Origin of the sequence: Amycolatopsis sp. NPDC051371 (genome assembly GCF_040682155.1) — a bacterium.
Classification (GTDB): domain Bacteria; phylum Actinomycetota; class Actinomycetes; order Mycobacteriales; family Pseudonocardiaceae; genus Amycolatopsis.
The window spans coordinates 68,286-90,796 of the sequence record NZ_JBFBAG010000030.1 but is presented as its reverse complement, the minus strand read 5'-3'; the positions used below and the strand labels follow the sequence as shown (position 1 = coordinate 90,796).

The 22,511-nt window shown below is 70.5% G+C and carries 18 protein-coding genes, 1 tRNA gene and 1 pseudogene; 9 read left to right on the top strand and 11 right to left on the bottom strand.

Translation table 11 applies throughout. The annotated features are described in order from the left end of the window. Nucleotides 1–110 precede the first annotated feature (110 nt). Together AB0M59_RS32230 and AB0M59_RS32225 are read left to right on the top strand one after the other, a co-directional pair. Nucleotides 111–476 carry a hypothetical protein gene (locus AB0M59_RS32230; RefSeq protein ID WP_364622754.1) on the top strand — a complete coding sequence of 122 codons (366 nt, stop codon included), beginning with the start codon at nt 111–113 and terminating at the stop codon, nt 474–476. A gap of 22 nt (nt 477–498) precedes the next feature. After that, nucleotides 499–870: a hypothetical protein gene (locus tag AB0M59_RS32225; RefSeq protein ID WP_364622906.1), complete on the top strand. Its 372-nt coding sequence runs from the start codon at nt 499–501 to the stop codon at nt 868–870. Here AB0M59_RS32225 and AB0M59_RS32220 read toward each other — a convergent pair. After that, a complete protein-coding gene (locus AB0M59_RS32220; RefSeq protein ID WP_364622751.1) occupies nt 860–2,731 on the bottom strand; it encodes a glycosyltransferase family 39 protein in 1,872 nt (623 codons plus the stop codon). The genes AB0M59_RS32225 and AB0M59_RS32220 overlap by 11 nt on opposite strands. Nucleotides 2,732–2,989: 258 nt before the next feature. On the opposite strand from AB0M59_RS32220, the pseudogene AB0M59_RS32215 reads away from it, so the two are divergent. Next, a pseudogene (locus AB0M59_RS32215) lies at nt 2,990–3,705 on the top strand (trypsin-like serine protease). Between the two features lie 46 nt (nt 3,706–3,751). Here AB0M59_RS32215 and AB0M59_RS32210 read toward each other — a convergent pair. The 3 genes from AB0M59_RS32210 to AB0M59_RS32200 form a co-directional block, all read right to left on the bottom strand. After that, nucleotides 3,752–5,050, bottom strand: a complete 1,299-nt coding sequence (locus AB0M59_RS32210; RefSeq protein ID WP_364622749.1) for an alginate lyase family protein — start codon at nt 5,048–5,050, stop codon at nt 3,752–3,754. An 88-nt stretch (nt 5,051–5,138) separates the two neighbouring features. Next, a complete protein-coding gene (locus AB0M59_RS32205) occupies nt 5,139–5,639 on the bottom strand; it encodes a histidine phosphatase family protein (protein ID WP_364622746.1) in 501 nt (166 codons plus the stop codon). 353 nt (nt 5,640–5,992) lie between these two features. Then, nucleotides 5,993–8,935 carry a BTAD domain-containing putative transcriptional regulator gene (locus AB0M59_RS32200; RefSeq protein WP_364622743.1) on the bottom strand — a complete coding sequence of 981 codons (2,943 nt, stop codon included), beginning with the start codon at nt 8,933–8,935 and terminating at the stop codon, nt 5,993–5,995. Between the two features lie 280 nt (nt 8,936–9,215). Here AB0M59_RS32200 and AB0M59_RS32195 point away from each other — a divergent pair, with 280 nt between their 5' ends. Then, the gene (locus tag AB0M59_RS32195; protein WP_364622740.1) at nt 9,216–10,430 is read left to right on the top strand and encodes a hypothetical protein; all 1,215 of its coding nucleotides are present in this window, start codon (nt 9,216–9,218) and stop codon (nt 10,428–10,430) included. 203 nt (nt 10,431–10,633) lie between these two features. Here AB0M59_RS32195 and AB0M59_RS32190 read toward each other — a convergent pair whose 3' ends face one another. From AB0M59_RS32190 to AB0M59_RS32180, 3 genes are all read right to left on the bottom strand, one after another. Further along, nucleotides 10,634–12,691 (bottom strand): tetratricopeptide repeat protein, encoded by a 2,058-nt coding sequence (locus tag AB0M59_RS32190; protein WP_364622737.1) that lies wholly within the window; start codon nt 12,689–12,691, stop codon nt 10,634–10,636. A gap of 170 nt (nt 12,692–12,861) precedes the next feature. After that, entirely contained in the window at nt 12,862–13,224 is a 363-nt protein-coding gene (locus AB0M59_RS32185) for a helix-turn-helix domain-containing protein (protein WP_364622734.1), read from the bottom strand. A 360-nt stretch (nt 13,225–13,584) separates the two neighbouring features. Next, a tRNA-Lys gene (locus AB0M59_RS32180) sits at nt 13,585–13,657 on the bottom strand. A 254-nt stretch (nt 13,658–13,911) separates the two neighbouring features. Here AB0M59_RS32180 and AB0M59_RS32175 point away from each other — a divergent pair. After that, the gene (locus tag AB0M59_RS32175; protein WP_364622731.1) at nt 13,912–14,238 is read left to right on the top strand and encodes a hypothetical protein; all 327 of its coding nucleotides are present in this window, start codon (nt 13,912–13,914) and stop codon (nt 14,236–14,238) included. 16 nt (nt 14,239–14,254) lie between these two features. On the opposite strand, the gene AB0M59_RS32170 is transcribed toward AB0M59_RS32175, so the two are convergent. After that, nucleotides 14,255–15,100 (bottom strand): hypothetical protein, encoded by an 846-nt coding sequence (locus AB0M59_RS32170; protein WP_364622729.1) that lies wholly within the window; start codon nt 15,098–15,100, stop codon nt 14,255–14,257. A gap of 211 nt (nt 15,101–15,311) precedes the next feature. Between AB0M59_RS32170 and AB0M59_RS32165 the strand changes: the two genes are divergently transcribed. Then, nucleotides 15,312–15,854: a DinB family protein gene (locus AB0M59_RS32165; RefSeq protein ID WP_364622726.1), complete on the top strand. Its 543-nt coding sequence runs from the start codon at nt 15,312–15,314 to the stop codon at nt 15,852–15,854. A gap of 4 nt (nt 15,855–15,858) precedes the next feature. Here the strand turns inward: AB0M59_RS32165 and AB0M59_RS32160 are convergent, their stop codons facing one another. Next, nucleotides 15,859–16,500, bottom strand: a complete 642-nt coding sequence (locus tag AB0M59_RS32160) for a TMEM175 family protein (protein WP_364622724.1) — start codon at nt 16,498–16,500, stop codon at nt 15,859–15,861. A 68-nt stretch (nt 16,501–16,568) separates the two neighbouring features. On the opposite strand from AB0M59_RS32160, the gene AB0M59_RS32155 reads away from it, so the two are divergent. Together AB0M59_RS32155 and AB0M59_RS32150 are read left to right on the top strand one after the other, a co-directional pair. After that, the gene (locus tag AB0M59_RS32155) at nt 16,569–18,137 is read left to right on the top strand and encodes a lyase family protein (RefSeq protein ID WP_364622722.1); all 1,569 of its coding nucleotides are present in this window, start codon (nt 16,569–16,571) and stop codon (nt 18,135–18,137) included. A gap of 369 nt (nt 18,138–18,506) precedes the next feature. Next, a complete protein-coding gene (locus AB0M59_RS32150; protein WP_364622720.1) occupies nt 18,507–19,493 on the top strand; it encodes an SCO0930 family lipoprotein in 987 nt (328 codons plus the stop codon). 15 nt (nt 19,494–19,508) lie between these two features. Here the strand turns inward: AB0M59_RS32150 and AB0M59_RS32145 are convergent, their stop codons facing one another. After that, the gene (locus tag AB0M59_RS32145; protein ID WP_364622718.1) at nt 19,509–20,144 is read right to left on the bottom strand and encodes a DUF4383 domain-containing protein; all 636 of its coding nucleotides are present in this window, start codon (nt 20,142–20,144) and stop codon (nt 19,509–19,511) included. Between the two features lie 190 nt (nt 20,145–20,334). On the opposite strand from AB0M59_RS32145, the gene AB0M59_RS32140 reads away from it, so the two are divergent. Beyond that, nucleotides 20,335–21,222, top strand: coding sequence for a hypothetical protein (locus AB0M59_RS32140; RefSeq protein WP_364622715.1), 888 nt, complete (start codon nt 20,335–20,337; stop codon nt 21,220–21,222). Nucleotides 21,223–21,276: 54 nt separating this feature from the next. Here the strand turns inward: AB0M59_RS32140 and AB0M59_RS32135 are convergent, their stop codons facing one another. After that, nucleotides 21,277–22,482 (bottom strand): alpha/beta hydrolase-fold protein, encoded by a 1,206-nt coding sequence (locus AB0M59_RS32135; protein ID WP_364622712.1) that lies wholly within the window; start codon nt 22,480–22,482, stop codon nt 21,277–21,279. Between the last annotated feature and the right edge of the window lie 29 nt (nt 22,483–22,511).

The following is a 22,511-nucleotide window of genomic DNA, read 5'->3' as shown; positions in this document are numbered from 1 at the left end:
CCACTGTGGAGCGGCCTGGGTGGTCCACGCCACGCCCGCGGCACCTCGGCGGACGGACCCACCGGTACTACGGAGTACGTTGGCGGCCGGCGGACCGGAAGGAGGAACGGGTGATCTTCGGATTCGCCGTGACGGTCGCTGCGGCGGCCACGCTCGTCGCGCTCTGGAGCTTCGTCCAGTCGGCCCGCAACCGGCTGCCGGACAACCCGCTCCTGATCGGGATCGCGGTCGTCGAGGTGCTGCTGGTCGTCCAGCTGGTGATCGGGATCGTGCTGCTCGCCGGCGGCTACCGGCCGGGCAGCCTGGCGACCTACCTGGCCTACCTGATCGGCTCCCTGGTCGTGCTGCCCGTCGGCGCCGCCTGGGCACTGGCCGAGCGGAGCCGGTCGAGCACGGCGGTGCTCGGCATCGCCTGCATAGCCATCCCGGTGATGGTGCTGCGACTGAACGAGGTGTGGAGTGGAGCAACAGCCTAGGACGGCCTCCGGCCCCGGACGCGTGCTCGTCGCCGTGTACGCGATCTTCGCGCTGGCCGCGACGTCGCGGGCCGGCGTCCAGATCAGCACGAAGTTCCACGAAGCACCGCTCGCCTACCTGCTCTCGGCGTTCGCCGCGGTCGTGTACATCGTCGCGACGATCGCGCTGGCCCGCCGCGGTGACGGCTGGTGGCGCGTGGCACTGACGGCCTGCTCGATCGAGCTGCTGGGCGTGCTGACCATCGGCACGCTGAGCCTGGTCGACGCGGCCGCGTTCCGGCACCCGACCGTCTGGTCGGTCTACGGCGAGGGCTACCTGTTCATCCCGCTGGTGCTGCCGGTCATCGGCCTGTACTGGCTCCGCCGCACCGCCCCCGCGAAGGTCACCGCCTGACGCCGCAGTCGAACAGCACCCCGGCACCGGCGGCGTCCGGGCCGATCCGCGCGGGCGGCACCGGACGGCAGTGCTTCGCCTCCCACCCGATGCGCCGGGTCAGCTCGCCCGCGTCCCCCACCACGGACTTCGACGTGCCGCGGCCGATCTCGAGGAACACCTGCGGCAACAGCACGAACCGCAGTTTCCCGGCCGACACCCACTGCGGCAGGTCGGCCGCGGACGGCGCCGGGTCGAAGCCGATGTAGCCACCGAGCGGCGCCACGCGCGCGTCGGTGTTCAGCAGGAACGGATCCGCGCCGTACGTGCCGCCCTCGACGGCGAGGACGGTCCCCGCCGCCTGGGTCTGCGCATACGTGAGCACCTCACGCTGACCCGGGCTGAGCCGGTACGCGTCATCGATGAACCGGACGTACCCGGCCTCGGCGCCCTGGCCGGTGTTGATGCCGACCACGGTGCGCACCGCGTCCGTCGACGGCGGCCCGGCACCGGGATCGGCGGTCTCCAGCACGCTGACCGGCCGCACCGCGGTGTCGACGACGAAGGCGGCGGGACCGGCCACGACGGCGGCCAGCCCGATGACGACCACGGCGCGCGGAGCCCGCAGGAGCGCCGCGACGACGGCGAGCACCGCCAGCGCGAGCACGGTGTACCGCAGCCACGGCAGCCACTCCGGCGTCCGGTCGAGGAGGACGTACGCGAGCAGCGCCGTCCCCGTCACCGCGCCCGGCAGCACGAAGCGGGCCGGTCCCGGCGAGCGCTGCCACCGCCAAGCCGTGGCCAGGCCGGCCGCGGAAAGTGCCGCGATCGCCGGGGCGAGCTCGGCGGTGTAGTACGCGTGGAAGATGCCGCCGGTGAACGAGAAGACCGCGGCGCCGGCGACGAGCCAGCCGCCCCACAATGCCCAGCCCGCCTTCGTGCGCGGCTCGGCCCCCCGAGCGCGACAAGCGGCGACGACCAGGGACACCAGCGCGAGCGGCAGCAGCCACGCGATCTGCCCGCCGACCTCGGCGTCGAACAACCGCAGCGGACCCGCGCCGCCACCGAGCGCCGCGCCGACCGTGGCGCCGTAACCGCCGCCGATCCCGGTCGACCCGCCGACCAGCCGCGTCACGCCGTTGTAGCCGAAGGCCAGCTGCCAGACCGAACCGTCCGTGGTGCTGCCGACGAACGGCTTCGCGCCCGGCCACAGGGTGACGACGACGGGCCAGGCCAACGACACGACAAGCGTCACCCCGCTGGCCAAGCCGACCCAGGCGAGACGCCGGCCGCGCGAGCCGGGCGCCGCGATGAAGTACGCCAGCGCCAGGCCGGGTAGCACGATCCAGGCGGCGAGCATCTTCGTCAGGAAGCCCAGTCCGACGAACACGCCGGCCCACACCAGCCACCGCGCGTCCTCGATCGCGCGGGTCACGCAGTAGGCGGCGAGCAGCAGCAGGAGCACCAGGAGGGTGTCCGGCAGGTTGTCGCGGTTGATCGCCGCGGTGATCGGCGTCAGCGCGAACAGCGCCGCGGCGAGCAGGGCGGTCCGGGGGCCGGCCCAGCGGCGCACCACCCGGTGCAGCACGAACACGGCGGCGACGCCTTCGACGACCTGGACCAGCGCGATCGCCCAGGTGTGGAAGCCGAACACGGCCACGCCGAGCGTCTGGGTCCAGAACGCCAGCGGCGGTTTGTCGACCGTGACGACCCCCGCCGGGTCGAAGCCCGCGAAGAAGAACGCTGCGACGTCGTGGGACATCGAGTGCACCGCGGCGGCGTAATACGGCTGCAACGGCCGGTTGCCCAGCGCCCACCCCCACAGCACCGCCGCGATCCCCAGCACCGTCCCCAACGCGATCCGCTCGGACTTCGCCGCCATCTCTCCCCCTCCGGTTCCCCCTCGGGGAACGCTAGGACGGCGCGACGCCGGCGTCCTCAAGCTCCGGATTGAAGTGGCCTCCACCCGTGGGTTGAGCGCGGAACAGTACGGGAACTGCACGTAGTCCATTCGGCGAAATAAATACGGATGCGACCGGACTTTCGTCGGTTCCGGACATTCCCCCGAAACTCGGACACTCTTCTCGTTCGGTCCCCACCGGCTTTCCCGTGCGGGTTCTCCGCACGAAAAGGAGTGAGCGTGAAATTCGGCAAGTTCGTCCTGCTGGCCGCGAGTACCGCGCTGGCCGTGGTCGGCCTCGGCGGTCCCGCGGCGGCCCAGAGCACCCCGCAGGCCCAGCCGTCGATCATCGGTGGCAGCACCGCCTCGAGCGGCCCTTGGGCGGCCCGGCTGTTCGTGAACGGCCAGCAGAACTGCACCGCGACGATCATCGCGCCGCAGTACATCCTGACCGCGAAGCACTGCGTCAGCAGCTCCGGGACGTACACGTTCCGCATCGGCAGCCTCGACCAGTCCAGCGGCGGGACGATGGCCACCGGGTCGACGATCACCCGCTACAACGGCAGCGCCGACCTGGCGATCGTCCGGCTCACGACCTCGGTGAGCGCCACCTACTCGCCGCTCGGCAGTGTCGGTGACGTCGCGGTCGGCCAGAACGTCTCGGTCTACGGCTGGGGCGCGACCAGCCAATGCGGCTCCGAGATCAACTGCCAGTCGCGGTACCTGAAGGTCGCGACGGTGCGAGTGAACTCGATCGGCTGCAGCGACTACACCGGCGGCGTCGCGGTGTGCGCGAACCGCGTCACGGCATCACCGCCGGCGGCGACTCGGGCGGCCCGATGTTCGCATCCGGCCGCCAGGTCGGCGTCGCGTCGACCAGTGACCGGTCGAACAACACGGCGTACACGAACATCACGCGTTATCGCAGCTGGATTTCCCAGGTCGCGGGAGTCTGATCCGTTGGGGAAAGGGCCCGGCCGTTTCCGGCCGGGCCCTTTGCCGTCAGGACGTCGAAATGTCGTCGAGCTGTTCCGCGGCGGGCCGGACCGGGTAGAGGTCACCACCCGGTTCGACGGGCACGCGCGGCAACGCCGTCCGCGCCGCTTTGTCACCCGCGTCGGCCGCCGCGTGCAGCACGTCCAGCGCGGCGTACTGCCGGAAGTCCAGCTCGGGGTAAGGCCACTGTCCCGTCGTCGCACCCGGGATCAGGAAGTCGACGGCCTTGAAGAGCGTCGCGCCGCTGGGTGCGGTGTAGTGCCACAGGTCGACGCCGACGTGCTTGCCGATCTGCGCGAGCCGCGTCAGCGCGACGAGGTTGAAGTTGGAGTAGTGCCAGCTGCGCGTCCGGCTCGCTTCCGCCGGCTGGTAGCCGTCGGCGTTGATCTGCGGCGCGATGCGGTTCGGCCCGGCGTCCTGCGCGATGGTCTTCGCCAGGTCACGCTGCCCGGTACCGAGGGCGAGTGCGGCGGCCAGCATGTCGTAGAAGCTGCCGTGGTTGTTCTGCGCCTTGGCCTCGTCGGTGCCGTTCTTGCTGGTGCGCAACCAGTCCAGGAACTGCGTGTACCAGCCGGTCATGCCGGCCTGGTCGGTCTTCGTCCAGCCGGGTGCGCCGGTGGCGAGGATCGCGGTGGCGTCGACGACCTGGCTCAACGTGTAGGAGAACTCGATGATGCCGATGCCGCGGCCGTCCACCTTGCACGGGATGCCCTGCGCGTAGTTCATGTTCGGGTTCATCTTCGTGGCCGCGTCGAGGAACCACGTGCGCAGGTCCAGGGCCGCGCGCTGGGCGTATCGCTTGTCGCCGGTGTAGTACCAGGCGAGGGCGAGCCGGTAGATCGCGGCGAAGGCGTCGCCGCGGTAGGCGTGGTCGGTGATCTCGTCGACGATCGGGTTGCGCTGGCCGTCCTTCTGCACGAACGGGCAGCCCCAGGGGTTCTCGGCGGTCGGTTCGGTGGTGGGCCACCAGTAGGGCGCGAGGCTGAGGTAGTCGTGCTTGTCCCCACTGGGCGGGACCTGCTTCTTGGTGGTGACGCTCCAGGGGCCGGTCGTGAGGTCGGTCTTGGCCTGCTTGAGCAAGTTGCCGAGGGCGGTCTTGGAGGTCTTCTCTCCGACGAGTGCGGCGAACTTGGTCCGCAGCAGCCGGCTGCCGTCGAGAACAGCGGTTTGCGGCGCACAGATCGGCCCGATGACCGGGACGGTGCAGCCATTCGCCGCTTCCGCTGCCTCAGCGGGCGCGGCTACAGAGCCGGCAAGGAGCCCGACCGCGGCTAGCGCGGCCACAACGGTGTGGCGGAAGATCATGTCCGCTCCATTCACGAATATGAACGTCAACCCTGTGAGTGAATGGAGGGTACGCATGTGAACATCAGTTGAGCAATGCCTGCTGAGTTCAGTCCCGCGGCCGGAAGAAGGCGTCGAGTCGCGCGGCGGCGAGGTCCGCCCAACTGTCGGCGGTGACGAGCACGGCCGCGGCGCCGGTGGGGAACTTGGCCTGGACCAGCCGGGTGTCCTCCCCGTGGCCGGCGAGGTGCAGCGTCAGTTCGCTGACCCCGGGCTCGTGCCCGACGAGGGCGAGGGTGGTGACGTCGCCGGGGATCCACCGCGCGGCTTCCAGGAACTCCTCGGGACCGGCACCGTAGAGGTCTTCGTCGTACTCGACCGGCGGCTTCATCGGGAGCGCTTCGCTCACCAGAGCCCAGGTTTCCCTGGTGCGGCGGGCGGTGGAGCAGACGACGTGATCGGGGACGTAGCCGTTGTCGCCGAGCCAACGGCCGAGGTTGGGTGCGTCCCGGATTCCGCGAGGAGCCAGCGGACGTTCGTGGTCGGGCAGGTTGTCCGACCAGTCCGACTTGGCGTGCCGGAGGACGATGAGCCGCCGGGTCGCTTCCATGTTCACCGCCTGTGGCCTGGGGTCGATGCTTCGGTCACCGTAACCGAAACCTCGAGGCGCCCGGCCAGGCCGGGCGCCTCGAGCGCGCTAACACCAGAACCAAAGCCAGTAAAACATCCAATTCCTTTCGAACTCCAAGCAGCAAAAATAAATCGGGACGCAACTCAAAGAGAAATCCCGAGTGTCGTCCACGCGTTAGGGCGGACATTAGAGCAGGAAGACGCCCAGGCGCAAGCCTTTTGTCGACGTCCAGTTACCTACAGTTGTGTCCGTAAAGCATTCGAAGAGGTGGACCGCCCGCAAACACACATAGTGAGAGTGGACGAACGTTCTGTGGTCAACTCTTCAATGGGCTATGAAGAGTGAGGCCGGGGCGGCGAAGGCAGGGAAACCGTGTCCTCATCACTCATCCGGGCGTCCGGGACGTCGGGTGCGACCCCGAGCTCGGCCAGGTGCCGTTCGACCCGCTCGGCGCGACGGTGGCGTTCCCGGTCACGGTACAACCCGGCGGCCCGCTCCCAGGCGATCCGCGCCGGTCCCTGCTCACCGCGCCGCGCCAGGACCGCTCCAAGAGCGGTCAGCGCCCGGGCTTCTCCGGTAGCGGCGTGCGACCGCTCGGCGAAGACCACCGCTTCCCTGGCGAACTGCCAGGCGTCGTCGAGGCGGCCTTCGGCGAGCGCCAGGTCGGCCCGTGCGGTGTGCAGCCGCATGACCGCCGACAGATCACGCACCTTTTCCAGCAGCGGAATCGCCTCACGGCAGTGCTCGTGCGCCGCATCGAACTGACCGAGGTGGGTATGGACGCCGACGAGTTCGGTGTGCGTTTCGACCAGTGCCGGCGCGTCGTCCATTCCGCGCCGCAGTAGCAGAGCCAGCCGCAGCTGTTCGAGCGCGCGATGCGGCTGGTCGAGCTCGGCCAGGGTCTTGGCCAAATTGTGCGCGGCTTTCGCCTGCCGCTCCTCGTCTCCGATTTCGCGCGCGGCGGCCGCGCATTCTTCGTACAACGCCGCGGCTTGACCGAGCCGCCCCGCGTGCCGGTGCCGGTGCGCCATGTTGAGCTTCACGGTGAGCACGGCGAGCGGGACATCCCGCGCCGTGGCGAGGTCGAGAGCCTGCCGCAGGTGGGTGTCCGCGACCGCGTCGTGCCCGGCGAGCAGGTGGATGTAGCCGAGGTCGTTGAGGCAGGCCATGCGAGCGAGGTCGTTTCCCGACGCGGCGGCGGAGCGGACGGCGACGGTCAGGCCGGCGATGATGTCGTCGAAGTACCCGAACCGGTTCAGGATCCCCCCGGTGACGTGCGGGAACCGCCAGGCGAACTCGTGGAGTCCGTGGTCGGCCGCGTAGCGGACCATCGCGGTGAGGTTCGCCCGCTCGCGCAGGCACCAGCGCATCGCGGCCAATGGATCGGTGAACCGGTCCGGCCGGCACCCCGGTTCGACGGGCGGCATCTTCGGTCCCGAGCCGCGCGGGTGCACGATCCGGTGTGCGTTGTGGGCGGTGTGCAGGTAGTAGGCGACCAGCCGCCGGCGCGGCCCGTCGACCGGCGTGCCCGGCGTGTTCAGCGCACGGGCGAAGTGGTGGAACAAGTCGTGGATGCGGTACCGGTCACCGTCGCCCGGCTGCTGGACGAGATGGGCCGCGACGAGCAGGTCCAGTGCCCGCCGGCCCTCGGCCACCGGCACACCGGCCGCCGAAGCCAGCACCTCGACGCCGGCCTCCGGCCCCGGATGCAGGCCGAACACCCGGAAAACCTGCTGCGCGGAAGGTTCGAGGCAGTGGTAGGACCAGGAGAACGCCAAGTACAGGTTCGTCTCTTCGCCGTCGCCGTCGTCGCTGATCGTCAGCAACGTGGCCGGGTCACGAAGCTGCTCGACGATGGTCTGCAACCGGCTGCCCGCCCGGCTGGCGGCCCGTTCGGCGACGATGGTCAAGGCCAGCGGCAGCCCGTTGCACAGCGCCGCGAGGCTCGCGATCGCCTCCGGTTCCCGCACCGAACGGTCACCCAGCCGCCGGCGGAGCAACTCGGCCGACATCTCGCCGGAAAGCGGGTCGAGGGTGAGCGTCGGGCACTGGTGGCGCCGGACCAGGGCTTTGAGCCGCCGGCGCGCGGTGACGATCACGGCGCAGTCGGACAGGACGCCGACCAGGGGTTCGATGTGCGCGGTGTCCTCGGCGTTGTCCAGGACGACCAGCATCGGCCGATCGCTCAGGAGACTGCGCAACCGCGCGGCCCGCCCGGCCGCGCCGACGATCTGGTCGACGGGGTAGTTCACCGCGGACAGCAGCACACCGACCACGTCGGCGGGTTCGACCCGTGGCGCGGAGCCGACTCCGTGCAGGTCGATCAGCATCACCCCACCGGGAAAGCGCGATGCCGCCTTACTGGCCCAATGCACGACCGTGCTGGTCTTGCCGACGCCCGGCGGGCCCGTCACCGCCACGACGGTCGGAACGAAGGCTTCGCCGGGCGGCGTCAACGCGGCGTCGAGGTCCGCGAGGATGTCCGCGCGACCGGTGAAACCGGCCACGTCGCGCGGCAGTTCGCGCAGCGGCGCCGGTGGCGCGTAGGGCCGCTCCGCCGGGCGCGGGTCCGCGGGAAGGGGTTCCGGCGCACGCAGGTGGTCCTGGAGCGCACGGAGGTCTTCGGCGGCTTGGTCGTCCCCGCTCTTGCGGAAGTACCGGTACACGTCGAGGTAGTACTCGTTGCGTGCCGCGTAACGGCCGACGGCGGTCAGCGCCTGCAAACGCAGCTTGGCGAACCAGAGTTCGTTGGCGCACTCGCGGCTCAACTCGTCGAGCAGGAGCAGTGCCTCGTCCGGCCGCCCGACGGTGAGCAATTCCGAAAGCAGGAACGTGTTGGCCGGGATCCAGTGATTCGCGGTGACGGACTTCCGCCAATTCCGCGCCGGTTCCGATGTGATACCGGCGAGCGGTTCGTCGCGCCACAACGCCAGCGCGGCGCGTGCCGCCTCGCACGCTTCCCGGTGCTCGTCCTGATCGCTCAACGCGTGAGCACGCCGCATCGCCACGCGAAATGCGTGAAAATCGATCAATTCGGGATCGATTTCGAGCTGGTACCCGCCGCTGATCGCGACGATCTTCGCGGACGCCCCGGCTTGGTCGAGCGCTTGACGGATCCGGGCGACGCACTTGTAGAGCGCGCCTCTCGGTGCGCGCGGCCGTACTTCTTCTTCGTTCCAGGCCCAGTTCACCAGGGTGTCGATCGACATCCACCGCCCCGGCTGGGTCAGCAGCGCCGCGACGACGTTGCGTTCGCGCCGGTGGGTCCACCGCACGCTCAGATTCCCGTGCACACGCATAGTTGTCTGCCCGAGAATTCCGAACGTGATCTCCATTCTGCGTCCCCTCCCCCGCAGAGGTGGCACGGTCGCCCGCTCCTCCTGACGAGTTTTGCATCCACCGAGCGGAAACGCTATGACAACCGGGTAACGACGAGCACCGGAAACGACCTGTCGATCGGTTGTCAGTTTTTTGTCCAACGTGCGCAAGCGCCTTGTCGAACGGCCGTTGCACGCTGGCCGCATGGTCGCGACGAATACGGGAGGGTGCGCGAACATGGACAAGTGGATTCGTGGACCGATCGGCCTGGACGCCGATCGGCGGGTCACCAGATCCGGATGCCGGAACGCGGTGGTGGTCGTGCCCACCATGACCGCGGGCACCCGGTTGCTCGACGTGCTGCCGCTGTTGGAGGCGGATCACCGCGTGCAGACGGTGTTCACCGTGCCGCACACCGGCGACGGCTGGCACGGCGTCGAGGACTTCGTCCGGGCCCAGCACGGCCTGGTACTGCCCTGGCACCAGGCCGTGCACCACCGCTTCGACCTGGTGCTCGCCGCCAGCCACCGGCACCTCGACGAATTACACGGCCCGATCCTGCTGCTCGCGCACGGGGCGGGGACGGTCAAGTCACGGCGGTTCAGCCGCAAGGCCGGCGCGGCGACGCTCCCGGCGACCGGGCTCGACCGGGAACTGCTCACCCACCGCGGGCGGATCCTGCCGGCCGTCCTCGGGCTGGCGACGGACGCGGAAGTCGTCGCGCTGCGGCGGACCTGTCCCGAGGCGCTGCCGCGCGCGCTGGTGGTCGGGGACATCTGCCTGGACGAGATGCTGGAGAGCGTCGCGTTGCGGGAGACCTACCGGCACCGGCTGGGCCTCAAGCCCGGGCACCGGTTGGTCACCGTGAGCTCGACCTGGTCGGCCGACTCGGTGTTCGGCCGGCTTCCGCGGCTCTGCCACGCGTTGCGGACCGCGTTGCCGGCCGGCCGCTACGCCGTCGCGGCCGTGCTGCACCCGAACGTCTGGACCGTCCACGGACGGCGCCAGGTCACCGCGTGGTTCGCCGACTGCCTTCGCGAAGGCCTGCTGCTCATCCCGCCCGACCAGGGCTGGCAGGCGACCATGGTGGCCTCCGACTGGGTGATCGGCGACTACGGCTCGACCACCGCCTACGCGGCGGCACTCGGCCGCCCGGTCACCGTCGCGGCGGACGGCGGCTCGGCGATCCGCCCCGGCAGCGTCGCGGACCTGGTGCGTCGCAACGCTCCTGCACTGCGGTACGACGTGGACTTGGCGGCGCAGGAGGAAACCGCTTCGCGAGCGAGTGACCGTCTCGCCCGGATGGTACGGGCGGCGATCACGTCCCGGCCCGGACAGGCCGCGGCCGTCCTCCGGCGCGCGATGTACGAACTCCTCGCGTTGCCCGAGCCGGACGGTGCGGCGGGCGCCCGGTTCTTGCCGTCACCGAACCCGCTTCGGGACATCGCGTGACCGGCCGGAGCACGCTCACGGTCGTGCAGCAGCGGGCGCCCGGCGTCTGGCAGGTGCGTCTTTCCGGGCCGGGCCGCGACGCCGACGTGCTGGTCGTCGCGGAAGGCGCGCCGCGCGGCTGGTGGGAGGCCGGCGACCTGGTGCTGTGCCGGGACGCCGGGGATGGCGCGGCGGCGGGCCTGGCGGCGTCACGGGCGTTGTCGTCAGCTGCCGGAGCCGGGGCCGCGATCGTCGCGTTTCCCGGCGGCTGCGCCTGGGTCATCCGGGGCCGCGGCGGGTTCGGCGATTTCGCCGTCGCGTGGGTCTCCGAGGCGGGCGTAGAGCTCGCGCGCCTCGGCGCGGTGGCGGCGGCCGTCGTCGCCGTGTCCGGCTTCCAGCTCGACCTGCCCGAGGACCGCCAGTACTTCGGCCGTGTAGTAAGGAGAGTCGAGATCACGCACGACCCGTAACGCGTCCACGAGGACCAGCCGGGCTTCGTCGTGCCGGCCTTGCCTCGAACGCAGCCTTGCGGCGGCCGTGGCGGCTCTGACGTGCTGGATCGGATCCCCCAGCTCGGCCATGGCCTTCGCCGCCGCGGTCAGCTCGGTGATCGCCTCCTCGTCGTGGCCGAGCTTCGCCAAGACCTCGCCGCACCGGCGCCGGCACAACGCGACTCCACGGGGGATGCCGAGGTCCTCCTGCAGCTGGGCGGCCCGCCGGTAGTAGCCGAGCGCGGCGAAGAAGTCGCCCTGGCCGCGGGCGGCGCGCCCGAGCTGGGAGAGGGCTGTCGCCCGGGTGGGGCCGTGCGCCTGCTGCTCGCCGAGGCGCAACGCGATCGAATTCTGCGTGACGGCTTCGTCGAACCGGCGCAATTTCGCGTACGCGAAACCGAGCTGCGAACGCAGTCTCGCCTCCACCAGCGGGACGCCGCACCGCTGGGCCGCGGCCACCCCGGCGGTGTGCATCGCCACCCAAGGCTCGTAGTCACGGTGGTGCAGGAAGAAACCCCACGACGCTTCGCAGAACTGCCAAAGTTCTTCGTCCCAGTGCCGCCGGTCGGCCTCGGTGACCACCGCGTGGATCGACCGGAGGTCACGCCGCCACCACGCCACCGCGGCGGCGCGGTCCGGGAACGCTTTTCGGTGCCTGCCGGGTGGGGTGACGCCGAGCCGGGGACGCTGTGGGTGGATCAGATCGTCCGCGGCTTGGGCGCGAGCGAGGTACCACCGGGTGAACCCGCGGACCACGGCGGCCTGGTCGGCGGATTCGAGTTCCCGCTCGGCACGCAGGCGCGCATCGCGGCGCAGCAGGTCGTGCTGGGCCACGCGGTCATTCGCGGCGTCGGCGAGGAGGTTCGCCGACACGAGCGTGTCGACGGCGTCTTCGACGTGGGCGGAGGGCTCGCCGAGAACGTCGGCGAGCGCGTCGAGCGAAACGTCCGGGCCGGGATGCAAGCCGCAGGCGCGGTACACCCGGGCGGCTCCGTCGGGCAGTGCGGCGTACGACGTGTCGAAGACCGCCTGCACCTCACGCACGTCGTCGGGTGCGGCGGAGCCCGCGCCGAGGTGACGCGCATAGGCGCTCGCTTCCCTGGCCAGGCTCCGCAACGGACGCGCACGCAACCGGGCGCCGATGATCCCGAGTGCGAGCGGCAGGCCACCGCAGATCTCGACGATCGTCCCGGCCGCGTCCGGCTCCGCGGCGACCCGCTCGGGTCCGGCCGCCTCGCCGAGCAACCGGCGTGAGGCGTCAGGAGTCAGCGGAGCGAGGTCGAGCAGTTCCGCGCCGTCCATCGCGAGACCGCCGAGCTGCCGCCGGCTCGTCACCACGACCATCGCCGACGCGGTCGCGGGCAGCAGCGCACGCACCTGCCCGGCGGAGACGGCGTCATCGAGCAGGATGCCGACGAACCGGCCCTCGACGGCCGCCCGGAAGACGGCCGAACGCTGTCCGGATTGCGGCGGAATCGTGTCCGCGGGGACGCCGATCGCGACGAGAAAGCCGAACAGGATCTCGCTGATGGGCACCGGGTCACCGCCGGGTTCGGACAGGCGGGCGTAGAGGAGGCCACCGGGAAACCGGTCGCGGCGATCACTCAGCCAGCGGACGGCGACTGTCGTCTTGCCGACCCCGCCGATGCCGCTCAGCACCACGATGGGCGGCCGGTCCACCCGGCGCCGCCACGTCCGATCCAGCAGGTCCAGCACGGCCTCCCGGCTGACGAAGCCCTCCACCGGAGCCGGGATCTGAACCGGCGGCGTCCGCCCCTGTGTGTCGTCCATCCGAGATCTCCCCGTAGGTCTCGAACTCTCCGTTCTACCGCCAGACCGTGCACTCGACGGCGGTTCACCTGCTTTTCCACTCGAACGCGCGTGCACGTGCACGCCGACTTTGCGCACAGTATCGAAACGGCGAAATTCAATACCGTCCGTTTTGTGACCCGGTGCACATTTCAGCCGTCTTCAGACTTGGCGCGGGTCGACGGTCGCAGCTCGACACCTTCGCGCAGCAACAGTTCCCGGACACGCTTGTAGTACAGCCCGTGTTTCTCGGCCAAGGTGAGGATGCTCGCCCCGGCCCGGTACTCTTCGACGAGAATTTCCGCCGGTACCGGAGATTCCCGCGGCGCCGGCCGTGACCGCAGCTCGACCCCCGCGTTGAGCAGCCGCCGACGCAGCCAGGAGTAGCTGAGACCGCTCAGACGAGCCAGTTCGGCGAGCGAAGCACCGCGTGCGTAGACCTCGGCGAGCAGGTCGTCCTGTTGATCGCGGGTGAGATCGGCGAACGTTCGGTAGCGCGGTGTCCTTTCGTCCATGATGCCCCCGTCGCATCCTGGTCGGTGAAGCGGATCGCAACAGTCTCTGTGTCTCATCGTGTTGACGACAGCTTTGGTTACGACGCGTTCCGGTGAATTGCCGGAAAAACTGTACGAAATCGGAATCTGGATGGGGTGGATGGTGATCGCGAATTTCGCTGTGCACCCGCATGACCCGCGAAGGTCGGGGTGGGATTCCACGTGCGTGCCCGCCGCTTGGGCGGGCTGTGGTGGTGGTCGAACCGGCCAGTGGTCACGCCTCGGTTCAGGACCGCGCTCGGCCGCCCCGACCCTGCTGAGGGCTCCCGGGCGACGCTGGAGCCGATCTCGACCACCAGGCCGCTGACCTGGGCTTTTAAGTGGGCCGCCTGGGGCTCGAACCCAGAACCTACGGATTAAAAGTCCGCAGCTCTACCAATTGAGCTAACGGCCCGCGCCCCAAGTTTAGCCAGGGCCCTGTCACCCACCTGCACACCGGGTCCGGCTGAGGCCGCCGTGAAGGTCAAGACTGGTTCTCGGTGGACCCCGGCCCGCATGATGCCTGCATGCCGGGTTCGCTGCTGATCCTCACCGGGGCCGCCCGGTGCCGGGAAGTCCACCGTCGCGCAGCTGGTCACCGAACGCGCGCCTCGGCCGACCGCGCACCTGCACACCGACAGCTTCTACGTCTGGATCCGGACCGGGTTCGTGCCGCCGTACCTGCCCGAGGCCGCGCGGCAGAACGACGGCGTCATCGGGCCCTGGGCACTACAGCCCTTCCGCGACGCCGCGAAGCGGGACGGTCTGGACCTCTTCTACGTCGTGCTGCGGCCGAGTCTCGAGGTCACCCTCGCTCGCGGGACCGCGCGTGAAGGCCGGGAACTCACCGAGGTCGAGCCCATCACCGGGATGCACGGGGCGTTCGCCGGCCTCGGCGAACTCGAGAAGAACGTCATCGACACCACGGACCAGACCATCGGGGAGACCGCGGACGCAGTACGGCGCCGAGCACGCTCGGCGCCGTACTTGCTCTGATGTGGACAGACAGTCGTCAGCAGGTCACGAACAGCCCGGTGTAGGCCGTGCACTTCTTCGACGCCGTGTCGTTCGCCGCGACCGGGTCGGCCGGAGCGCTGGCCGCCCGCTGGGCCGTCGCCGTGAACGCGCCCCATGCGAAGACGCCGCCTTCCGACGTGAACTTCGCCGTGGCCGAGGCGCCCGGCGCCAGGGTGCCGATCGCGCAGCTCACGTTCGCGCCCGAGCGGGTGCAGCCGGTCGCCGACGTGACCGAGCGGCCCGAGCCGGCGTTGGCCGTCACGCGGACTCCGGTCGCGGTGGCCGGGCCGCTGTTCGACACCGTGATCACGTAGTCGACGCGGGCGACCAGGCCGACGCGCGAGGTGGCGGTCAGCGCGACCTTGACGTCGGCCTTGGGGGCCGCCGTGATCGTGATGGCGGGGCCGTCTTCGACGGCGAACGCGTAGTTGTCGCCGGCGAACTGGTGCTGCAGCGTGAACTGGCCGCCGGCGACGTCTTGCTTCACGCGGAGGGTGAAGGTCACGGTGCGGCTCTCGCCCGCGCCGAGGTCTCCGACGCCGCCGCGGTAGCTGCTGAGGTACTGGTCGCAGCCGAGCGTTCCGGCGCAGGAGACCAGGTCCACCAGCTCGGTGATCGACTTTTCCTTGGCGTAGACCGCCGCCTTCGCGCCGGTAACGGTGAAGTCCGTCGGGTTGTACAGCTGCTCGGTGACCGTGAACGTGTCGCCGGCGTGCAGCGACGTGTCGCTGACGGCGATCGTGCTGGGCGCGGGCGCGGCGGACGCGACGGCGGGGGCCGCGAAGAGGGCCGCTGCGGTCAGCGCGGCCAGCACGGCGGTTCTTCGACCGGTTCGCTCCATGGTCGTGATCTCCTGATTCCGGACGAGGGGGTGCCGCTCCAACCAGGTGGGGACGGGTGATCGCAGCAGCTGACGAAGATCAGATCGCCGCACCCCGGCTTTCGTTACCGGCTTCGCAAAACCGTGTCTGAACTGGGGTTTCGCACCGTTGCCCGGTCACCGGCCGCCCTCGCGAACCGAAATTGTCGGACCCCTGTGGCACGCTCCGCACATGACCGAACACACCACCCCGGTGGCCGCCCCGAGCCGCCTGACCGGCACCCGGATCGACCCGACGCCGGTCGCGGACGAGCGCCAAGCGCTGACCGAGAGCCTCGACTACTTCCGGCGCACCTTCGAGCTGAAATGCGAAGGCCTGGACCCGGCCCGGCTGTCCGAGCGCTCGGTACCGCCGTCGACGTTGACGCTGCACGGCCTGCTGCGGCACCTCACCGGCGTCGAACGCTGGTGGTTCCGGATCCAGTTCGCGGGCGAGGACGTTCCGAACCTGTACTACTCCGACGACGACCCGGAACAGGACTTCACCGCGCTGGACGGTGACGTCGGCGAGGCGTTTTCGTTGTGGCACAGCGAATGCGCGCGTTCCCGGGAGATCGTCTCGGCGAGCTCGCTGGAGCAGACGGGAACGCGGATAAGTACCGGCGAACCGTTCACGCTGCGCTGGCTGATGCTGCGGATGATCGGCGAGTACGCGCGCCACATCGGCCAGGCCGACCTGGTCCGTGAACGGATCGACGGCGCCACCGGCGAGTGACGGCTCAGGCTCGCGCCGCCGGTCGGCGAAGCCGGAAGAGGAGGTTGCCCACGAACGGAATGACGAGCCAGCACGCGTAGGCCCAGTGCGTGACGAAAGCGACCGGGATCGAGACGGCGAAGGCAGCGATCATCGTGCCGAGGCCGCGGTAGAACTCGCCGAAGAGCTCCGGCGGGGTGTCCGCGCGGTGGAGGTCGTGCCGCTGGATCTGCCTGGTCATCACGAGGTACAGGGCCAATGCGACGACCTGCACGAGTGCGTACAGGACGAAGCGGAACTCGAACCCGCCGTCATCGGCGATCACCTTCGTGGCGAAGGGCATGAGCACCATCGTCAGCAGCCAGCCGAAGGTGAGCTGTAGGAGCCCGCCGCGCACGGTGGTGACGTAGTGGAACAGGCGGTGGTGGGCGCGCCAGTGCACGGCGATGACGACGAAGCTGATCAGGAAGGAGATGTATTCGGATTGATGATGCCCGAGTGAGCGCAGCAGTTCGGCGTTGGTGGCGCCCTCCGGCAGCGGCAGCTCGAGCGCGAGCAGGGTGATCGCGATGGCGACGACGGCGTCCGAGAAGAAGGTGAGGCGCTCGGCGGCGAGGCTCCGGGCCTCGGGGCCGGCGGTGTCCCGATCGGACGTGGCGCAACTCATGGCGGGTGAGCCTGCCAGACCCGGCTGAGGGAACGCAGCCGAGGCGGGCCGCGTGCGATGCTGACGCCATGACCGTCGACCCCGATTCCGGACTCCTGTCCCCGGTCCGGGCCGGTACGCCGGCCGAAGCGTCGACCGGCGACGAGGCCTGGTTGCGCGCCATGCTCGACGCCGAGGCGGCGCTCGCCAGAGCGCAGGCGCGGCTGGGGACGGTACCGGCCGAAGCCGCGGACGCGATCACCGAGGCCGCGAGCAGCGTGCGGATCGACGTCGTCGAGCTGGCGCGTGGGTCGCGGGCGACGGCGAACCCGGTCGTCGGGCTGGTCAAGGCGCTGACGTCGGCTGTCGGCGCGATCGCGCCAGAGGCTGCCGAGTACGTGCACCGCGGTTCGACCAGCCAGGACATCTTCGACACGGCGATGATGCTGGTCGCGGACCGGACGCTGCGGCCACTCGCCGCCGACCTCGACGCGACGGCCGAGGCGCTGGCCGAGCTGGCGCGCGAGCACCGGGACACGACGATGCCCGGCCGGACGCTGACGGCGCACGCGGTGCCGACGACGTTCGGGCTCAAGGCCGCGGGCTGGCGGCAGCTGGTGCTGGACGCGGCCGTCCGGGTCCGGCGCGTGCTGGACGGCGGGCTGCCGGTCTCGCTGGGCGGCGCGGCCGGAACGCTGGCGGCGTACCTCGAGTACGCACGCCTGGCCGACGACGCCCAGGCAGCGGGGCGCACCGGGCAGACCGGCGCGAGCGGGCAGGAGGGTGCCGGCGAGCGGGAGGGCGGGGGCGGGGGCGGGGGCGGGGGCGGGGGCGGGGGCGGGGGCCAGGATCTCGCCGATGCGTCCTCGGTGGCCGGACACTCCGGCGGTGGTCGCGGTGCCCTCGACGACTACGCGGAACGCCTGACCGCCGCGTTCGCCGAGGAGACCGGCCTGACCGCGCCGGTGCTGCCGTGGCACTCGCTGCGGACGCCCGTCGTGGACCTCGCGAACGCGCTCGCTTTCACCGCGGGCGCGCTGGGAAAGCTGGCCGTCGACGTCGCGACGCTCACCCGGACCGAGGTCGGCGAGGTCGTCGAGCCGGCCGCCGAGGGACGGGGCGGCTCGACGGCGATGCCGCACAAGCGGAACCCGGTGCTCGCGACGCTGATCCGTTCGGCCGCGCTGCAGATGCCGGTGCTGGCCGCGGGCGTCACGCAGTCGATGCTGACCGAAGACGAGCGTTCGGCCGGGGTCTGGCACGCCGAGTGGCAGCTGATCCGCGAATGCCTCCGGCTGACCGGCGGCGCCGCCCACACAGCTGCCGAGCTGGCGCGCGGGCTCACCGCGCAGCCCGGGCGGATGAAGGCGAACGTGGCGTCGACGCACGGGCTGATCGTGTCCGAGCGGCTCTCGGCCGTGCTCGCGCCGTTGCTCGGCAAGGCGAAGGCCAAGGAGCTGCTCGGGGAGGCGTCCCAGCGGGCGGTGCGGGAAGACCGGCCGTTGCGGGAGGTGCTGGACGAGCTGCCCGCGATCACCGAGGTCCTCACGCCGGCGGCGCTGGACGCTCTCCTCGACCCGTCCGCGTACACCGGCGCTGCGGCGACGCTGGTCGACCGCGCCCTCGGCGAGCCGCGGCCGGGCGGCGCTTCGGAGTAACGGCCATGGGCAGTCCGGCTGCGGCAGGACCCCCTGGCCGGCGCGGGCGCGTGGCAACCAAACGGGTCCATGCCGCAGCGGTCTGGCCTGCGGGCCTCGGCAGGCTGCAGCCCCGGCAAGCCGTGGCGGCTAGGACGACCCCTCAGCCTGCTCAGCCCCGGACCGCGGCTGCGCGAAGCGGTAAGTACAGCCCTGCCCACGGCGACCCCGACCAGCCACCGAAGCAACCACCCAGCCACCGCACCCTCCTGACCAGGCGTGAGCTGCGCCGGAAAATTCTTTGAACCGCCTCCGGCGGGTGTCCGTGTAGTGGGTATCAGGCAGCCGCACCGAGCGGCGGGAATCCCAACGGACACAAGGAGAACTTCCATGCTTCGCACGCGCATCGCCGTCTCCGTCGCCGCTGCGGCAGCCGGGCTGGCAGTGCTCACCGCTTGCTCGGGTGCCGAAACTGCTCAGCCGGTCATCGCCCCTGCGGCGGCGGGTGGCACGGGTGGCGGCCAGATCGCCAACGGGCAGGTCGGCAACGCCGCCCCCGCGTCGAACGAGTCGAAACTGGTCGTCGCGGACGTCGCCAGTGTCGGGCAGGTGCTCACCGACCAGAACGGCATGACCCTCTACCGGTTCGACAAGGACACGGCCAAGCCGCCGAAGTCCAATTGCGACGGTGACTGCGCCAAGGCCTGGCCGCCGATGCTGGCCACCGGGGACGTGCAGGTTCAAGGGGTCGACAAGAACCTCGTCGGGAAGGTGACGCGCTCCGACGGCACCGAGCAGATCACCGTCGGCGGGTGGGCGCTCTACCGCTACGCCAAGGACACCAAGGCCGGCGACGCGACCGGCCAGGGCGTCGGTGGCGCCTGGTACGCCTCCAACGCCAAGGGTGGCAAGGCCGGGCAGGCCGCGAGTGAGGCCGGCGTCGTCAAGCTGAGCGCCAGCAACATCGACGGCCTCGGCGAGGCGATCGTCGACCAGAACGGCATGACCCTCTACCTGTTCCAGAAGGACACCAAGAAGGCCAAGACTTCCGCCTGCAACGGCGACTGCGCCAAGACCTGGCCGCCGGTTCTCTCCAACGGCAAGGTCGAGCTGCAGGGCATCGACTCGAAGCTCCTCGGCAGCATCAAGCGTTCCGACGGCACCGAGCAGGTCACCATCGGCGGCTGGCCCGTCTACACCTTCTCGAAGGACCTGAAGCCGGGCGACGCGAACGGCATGGGCGTCAACGGCACCTGGTTCGTCATCGAGCCCAACGGCTGCAAGGTCGGCACCACCCCCAGCTCCACCGCCAACCAGGCTCCGGCTGACAGTGGCGCTGGGAGCAGCAACTCCGGCGCGGGTGGCACCACCTACTGAGCCACCCAGATCTTCTTAGTGGGCGAGGCCCGGCGGACGCTCTTCACGAGCGGCCTCCGGGCCTCGCTCGTCGTGGTGGCGACGCAGGAACGAGCGGCGACGCGGCTCCTCGGCCGGGATGGTGTCCGTGCGGTCGGTGTCCGTGACGCGGTCGGTGCGCTGCTCGACGACGGTCGGCTCGTCGGCCACCTCGTCCTCGGGGACGTGGATGGTGCGGCGGGCGGGCAGCACGGCGATCAGCAGACCGAGCGCGGCGACGCCGAGGTGCAGCCAGGTGTCGGCGCGGCCCATGTCCAGCGGGTTGCCGGCGTTGGCGAACGGGTTGGACGAAATGAGACCGTCGATCATCAGGCCCCACACGAAGAGGGCGCCGTAGAAGATGAAGAGCAGCCAGCCGAACGTGCGGGCGCGGCCCGAGCCGAAGGCCAGCAGCAGGCCGACGACGCCGGTCACGACGCGGACCAAGCTCATGAGCGGGTTGCCCGAGAACCGCCACAACCCGGCGTCGTGGTGGCCGGCGAAGTTCCCCACGCCGGTCCGGGCGAATCCGATGATGCCGACGATGAGGAACGCGATCCCGGCCAGTCCGGCCAGCACCTGCGCCGGCTGCAGGCCCCGAACCCGGATGCGTGCGCCTTTCGCGTGAGTCATGACTCCAGTCCTTCCCAGCGTGTGGTGACGACCGTCACCGCACACAGGTACCCCGCGAACACAGGGCGCGAAACGACAGTGCTTGCCCGCAGGCCGGCGGCGCGTTCCCGGATCCGGGCCGATCCGAGAGCTATCCCACAAAGTCACCCGATCCGGGGAACGCCAGGCCTCGCTCCAGGCAATCCGGATCATGCGCAAGCTGAGCGGCATCTTCCTGGTGGGACTGTGCGTGGGGGCGATCGGCGCGGTGGCCGTCACGATCGGTCACGGGGTGGCTGAGGCACCACGGGAGATCGCTGTCACAGAAGCGGTGACAACGATGTCTGAATCACCCGATACGCCCAGCCTCAGCTCGACGCCGACGCCGTCCCCGTCCTCCAAACCGTCGGCGAAGCCCGAGTCCCAGGGGGAAGTCAAGGCGGACGCCGCCGAGCTGGACCGGCTGGTGGCTGGGGGCGATGTCAGCGTCGTCGTGTTCGACCGGCAGGCCGGGAAGACGACCGTGTCGGTGCACGCGGATCGCGCGTACACCTCGGCGTCGCTCGTGAAGCTGCTGATCGCCTTGGCCGTGCTCGAGCGGGGCGGCCCCACCCAGCAAGTGCAGAAGATGTTGTCCCGCAGCGACGACGACCTCGCGAGCCAGTTCTGGTCGACTTACGGCGGGCCGGCGATCGTGACGGGCTGGGCCAAGAAGATCGGCTTGACCGGCACCCGGCCGCCCGCGGACCCGGGACGCTGGGGTGACACGCGGATCACGGCGAAGGACGTCGTGCGGATCTACCAGTACGTGGTGGCGCACGCGCCCGGCGCGATCCTCGCCGCGCTGCGGGCCGCGACCGAACGGGGTTCGGACGGTTTCCGCCAGTACTTCGGCATCCCGGACGCCGCCGGCGACCGGCCGTGGGCGGTGAAGCAGGGCTGGTCCTGCTGCCGGCCGACGCGGATGCTGCACACCTCGGGCCTGGTCGGCGAAGACGGCCGGTACGTCGTGGCGGTGCTGAGCGAGCACCCGGCTTCGGTCGACTACGCGACCGCCTCGAAGCGGGTGACGGCGGTGGTCGCGGCCTTGCTGGGCTGAGCGCGGCGGAACGGCCCGGGCAAGAGCGGCGCGCGACCGTTTACCGCGCCGTGCCTACTGATCCGTGTCCGCCAACGCGCCGTGCGCTCCGGACCGCGGCAGCGGCCACGGCAGCACCCCACCACTGGTCTCGACCTGTCGTCCGGCGGGAGCCGGGGCCAGTGAGTGGGCCCCGATCCACGACAGCAGGTCCGGGATCTGCGACTTGAACGTGTTCATGTTGTGTCCCGCGTCCGGGATCCGCCACGACGAGAACTGCAGCGGGGGCCGCGCCGCCGCGCGGATCTGGTCGATCGCGAAGCTCTCGTAGCTTTCCTTCTCCCCCGAGACCGCCAGGATGTCGACCGGCGACGGGTGCAGCCGCACGTTCACGCGGACGTTGTTCGCGTCGTTGATGTCCTGGCGGCCGTGGAACAGGTCTTCCGTCTCCGCGTCGATCTGGGCCTTGTCGTAGCCGCTCACGCTGACCGCCTGGCCGTACCACTGGGGGTGGCGCGTCACCAGGTTCATCGCGCAGTAGCCGCCGGACGACCAGCCCGCCATCGTCCACGCCCGGCGGTTCGGCGAGATGCCGAGCTTCTGCTGGGCCCAATCGCGCAGGTCGGCCGTCAGGTACGTGTCGTTCGCCGTTCCGTTGACCTCGTCGACGCATTCGGTGTCGTGGCCGACCTTCGGGACGCCCGTCGGGTCGGGGACGATCACCACGGTCGGCGGCAGGGCGCGCTTCGCGATCGCCGTGTCGAGCTGCTGCGGCATGCCGTAGATGGCGAACACCTCGGGGCCGGACGGGTAGTTCGGGATCCACTCGATCGCCGGGAACCGCAGTTCCTTGTACGCCGCGTCGAAGTACTGCGGGGGCAGGTAGACCGTGACGTCACGGGTCAGCTTGGTGCGCCGGCCCGTCACCTTCATGTGGACGACCGTCCCCTTGCCCTCGCGCGCGTGCGCCACCCCCGTGTCGCGCAGCTTCTCGAGGTCCTCGCCGTTCGGCGCCGCCTCCGCGTCGGTGCCCTGGCCGGCGTACACGCCCGTGCCGAGCAGCGAGCCGACCGTCGGGAAGAACCCGCCGATCATGTTGCCCGCCATGCCGGTCGTGACCACCAGGAACACGACCGCGAGCAGCACCGTGGCGCTGCGCCACAGCCGCTTGCGCTTCCAGCGGTCCCAGAAGAACGGGACCGCGATGATCGCGAGCACCGTCAGCACGACCACCACGATCATGTTGACCGGCGAATCCAGCCGGATGCTGCTCACGTGCATGTTCGGTCCTTCCGGGCGGGCAGAAATGC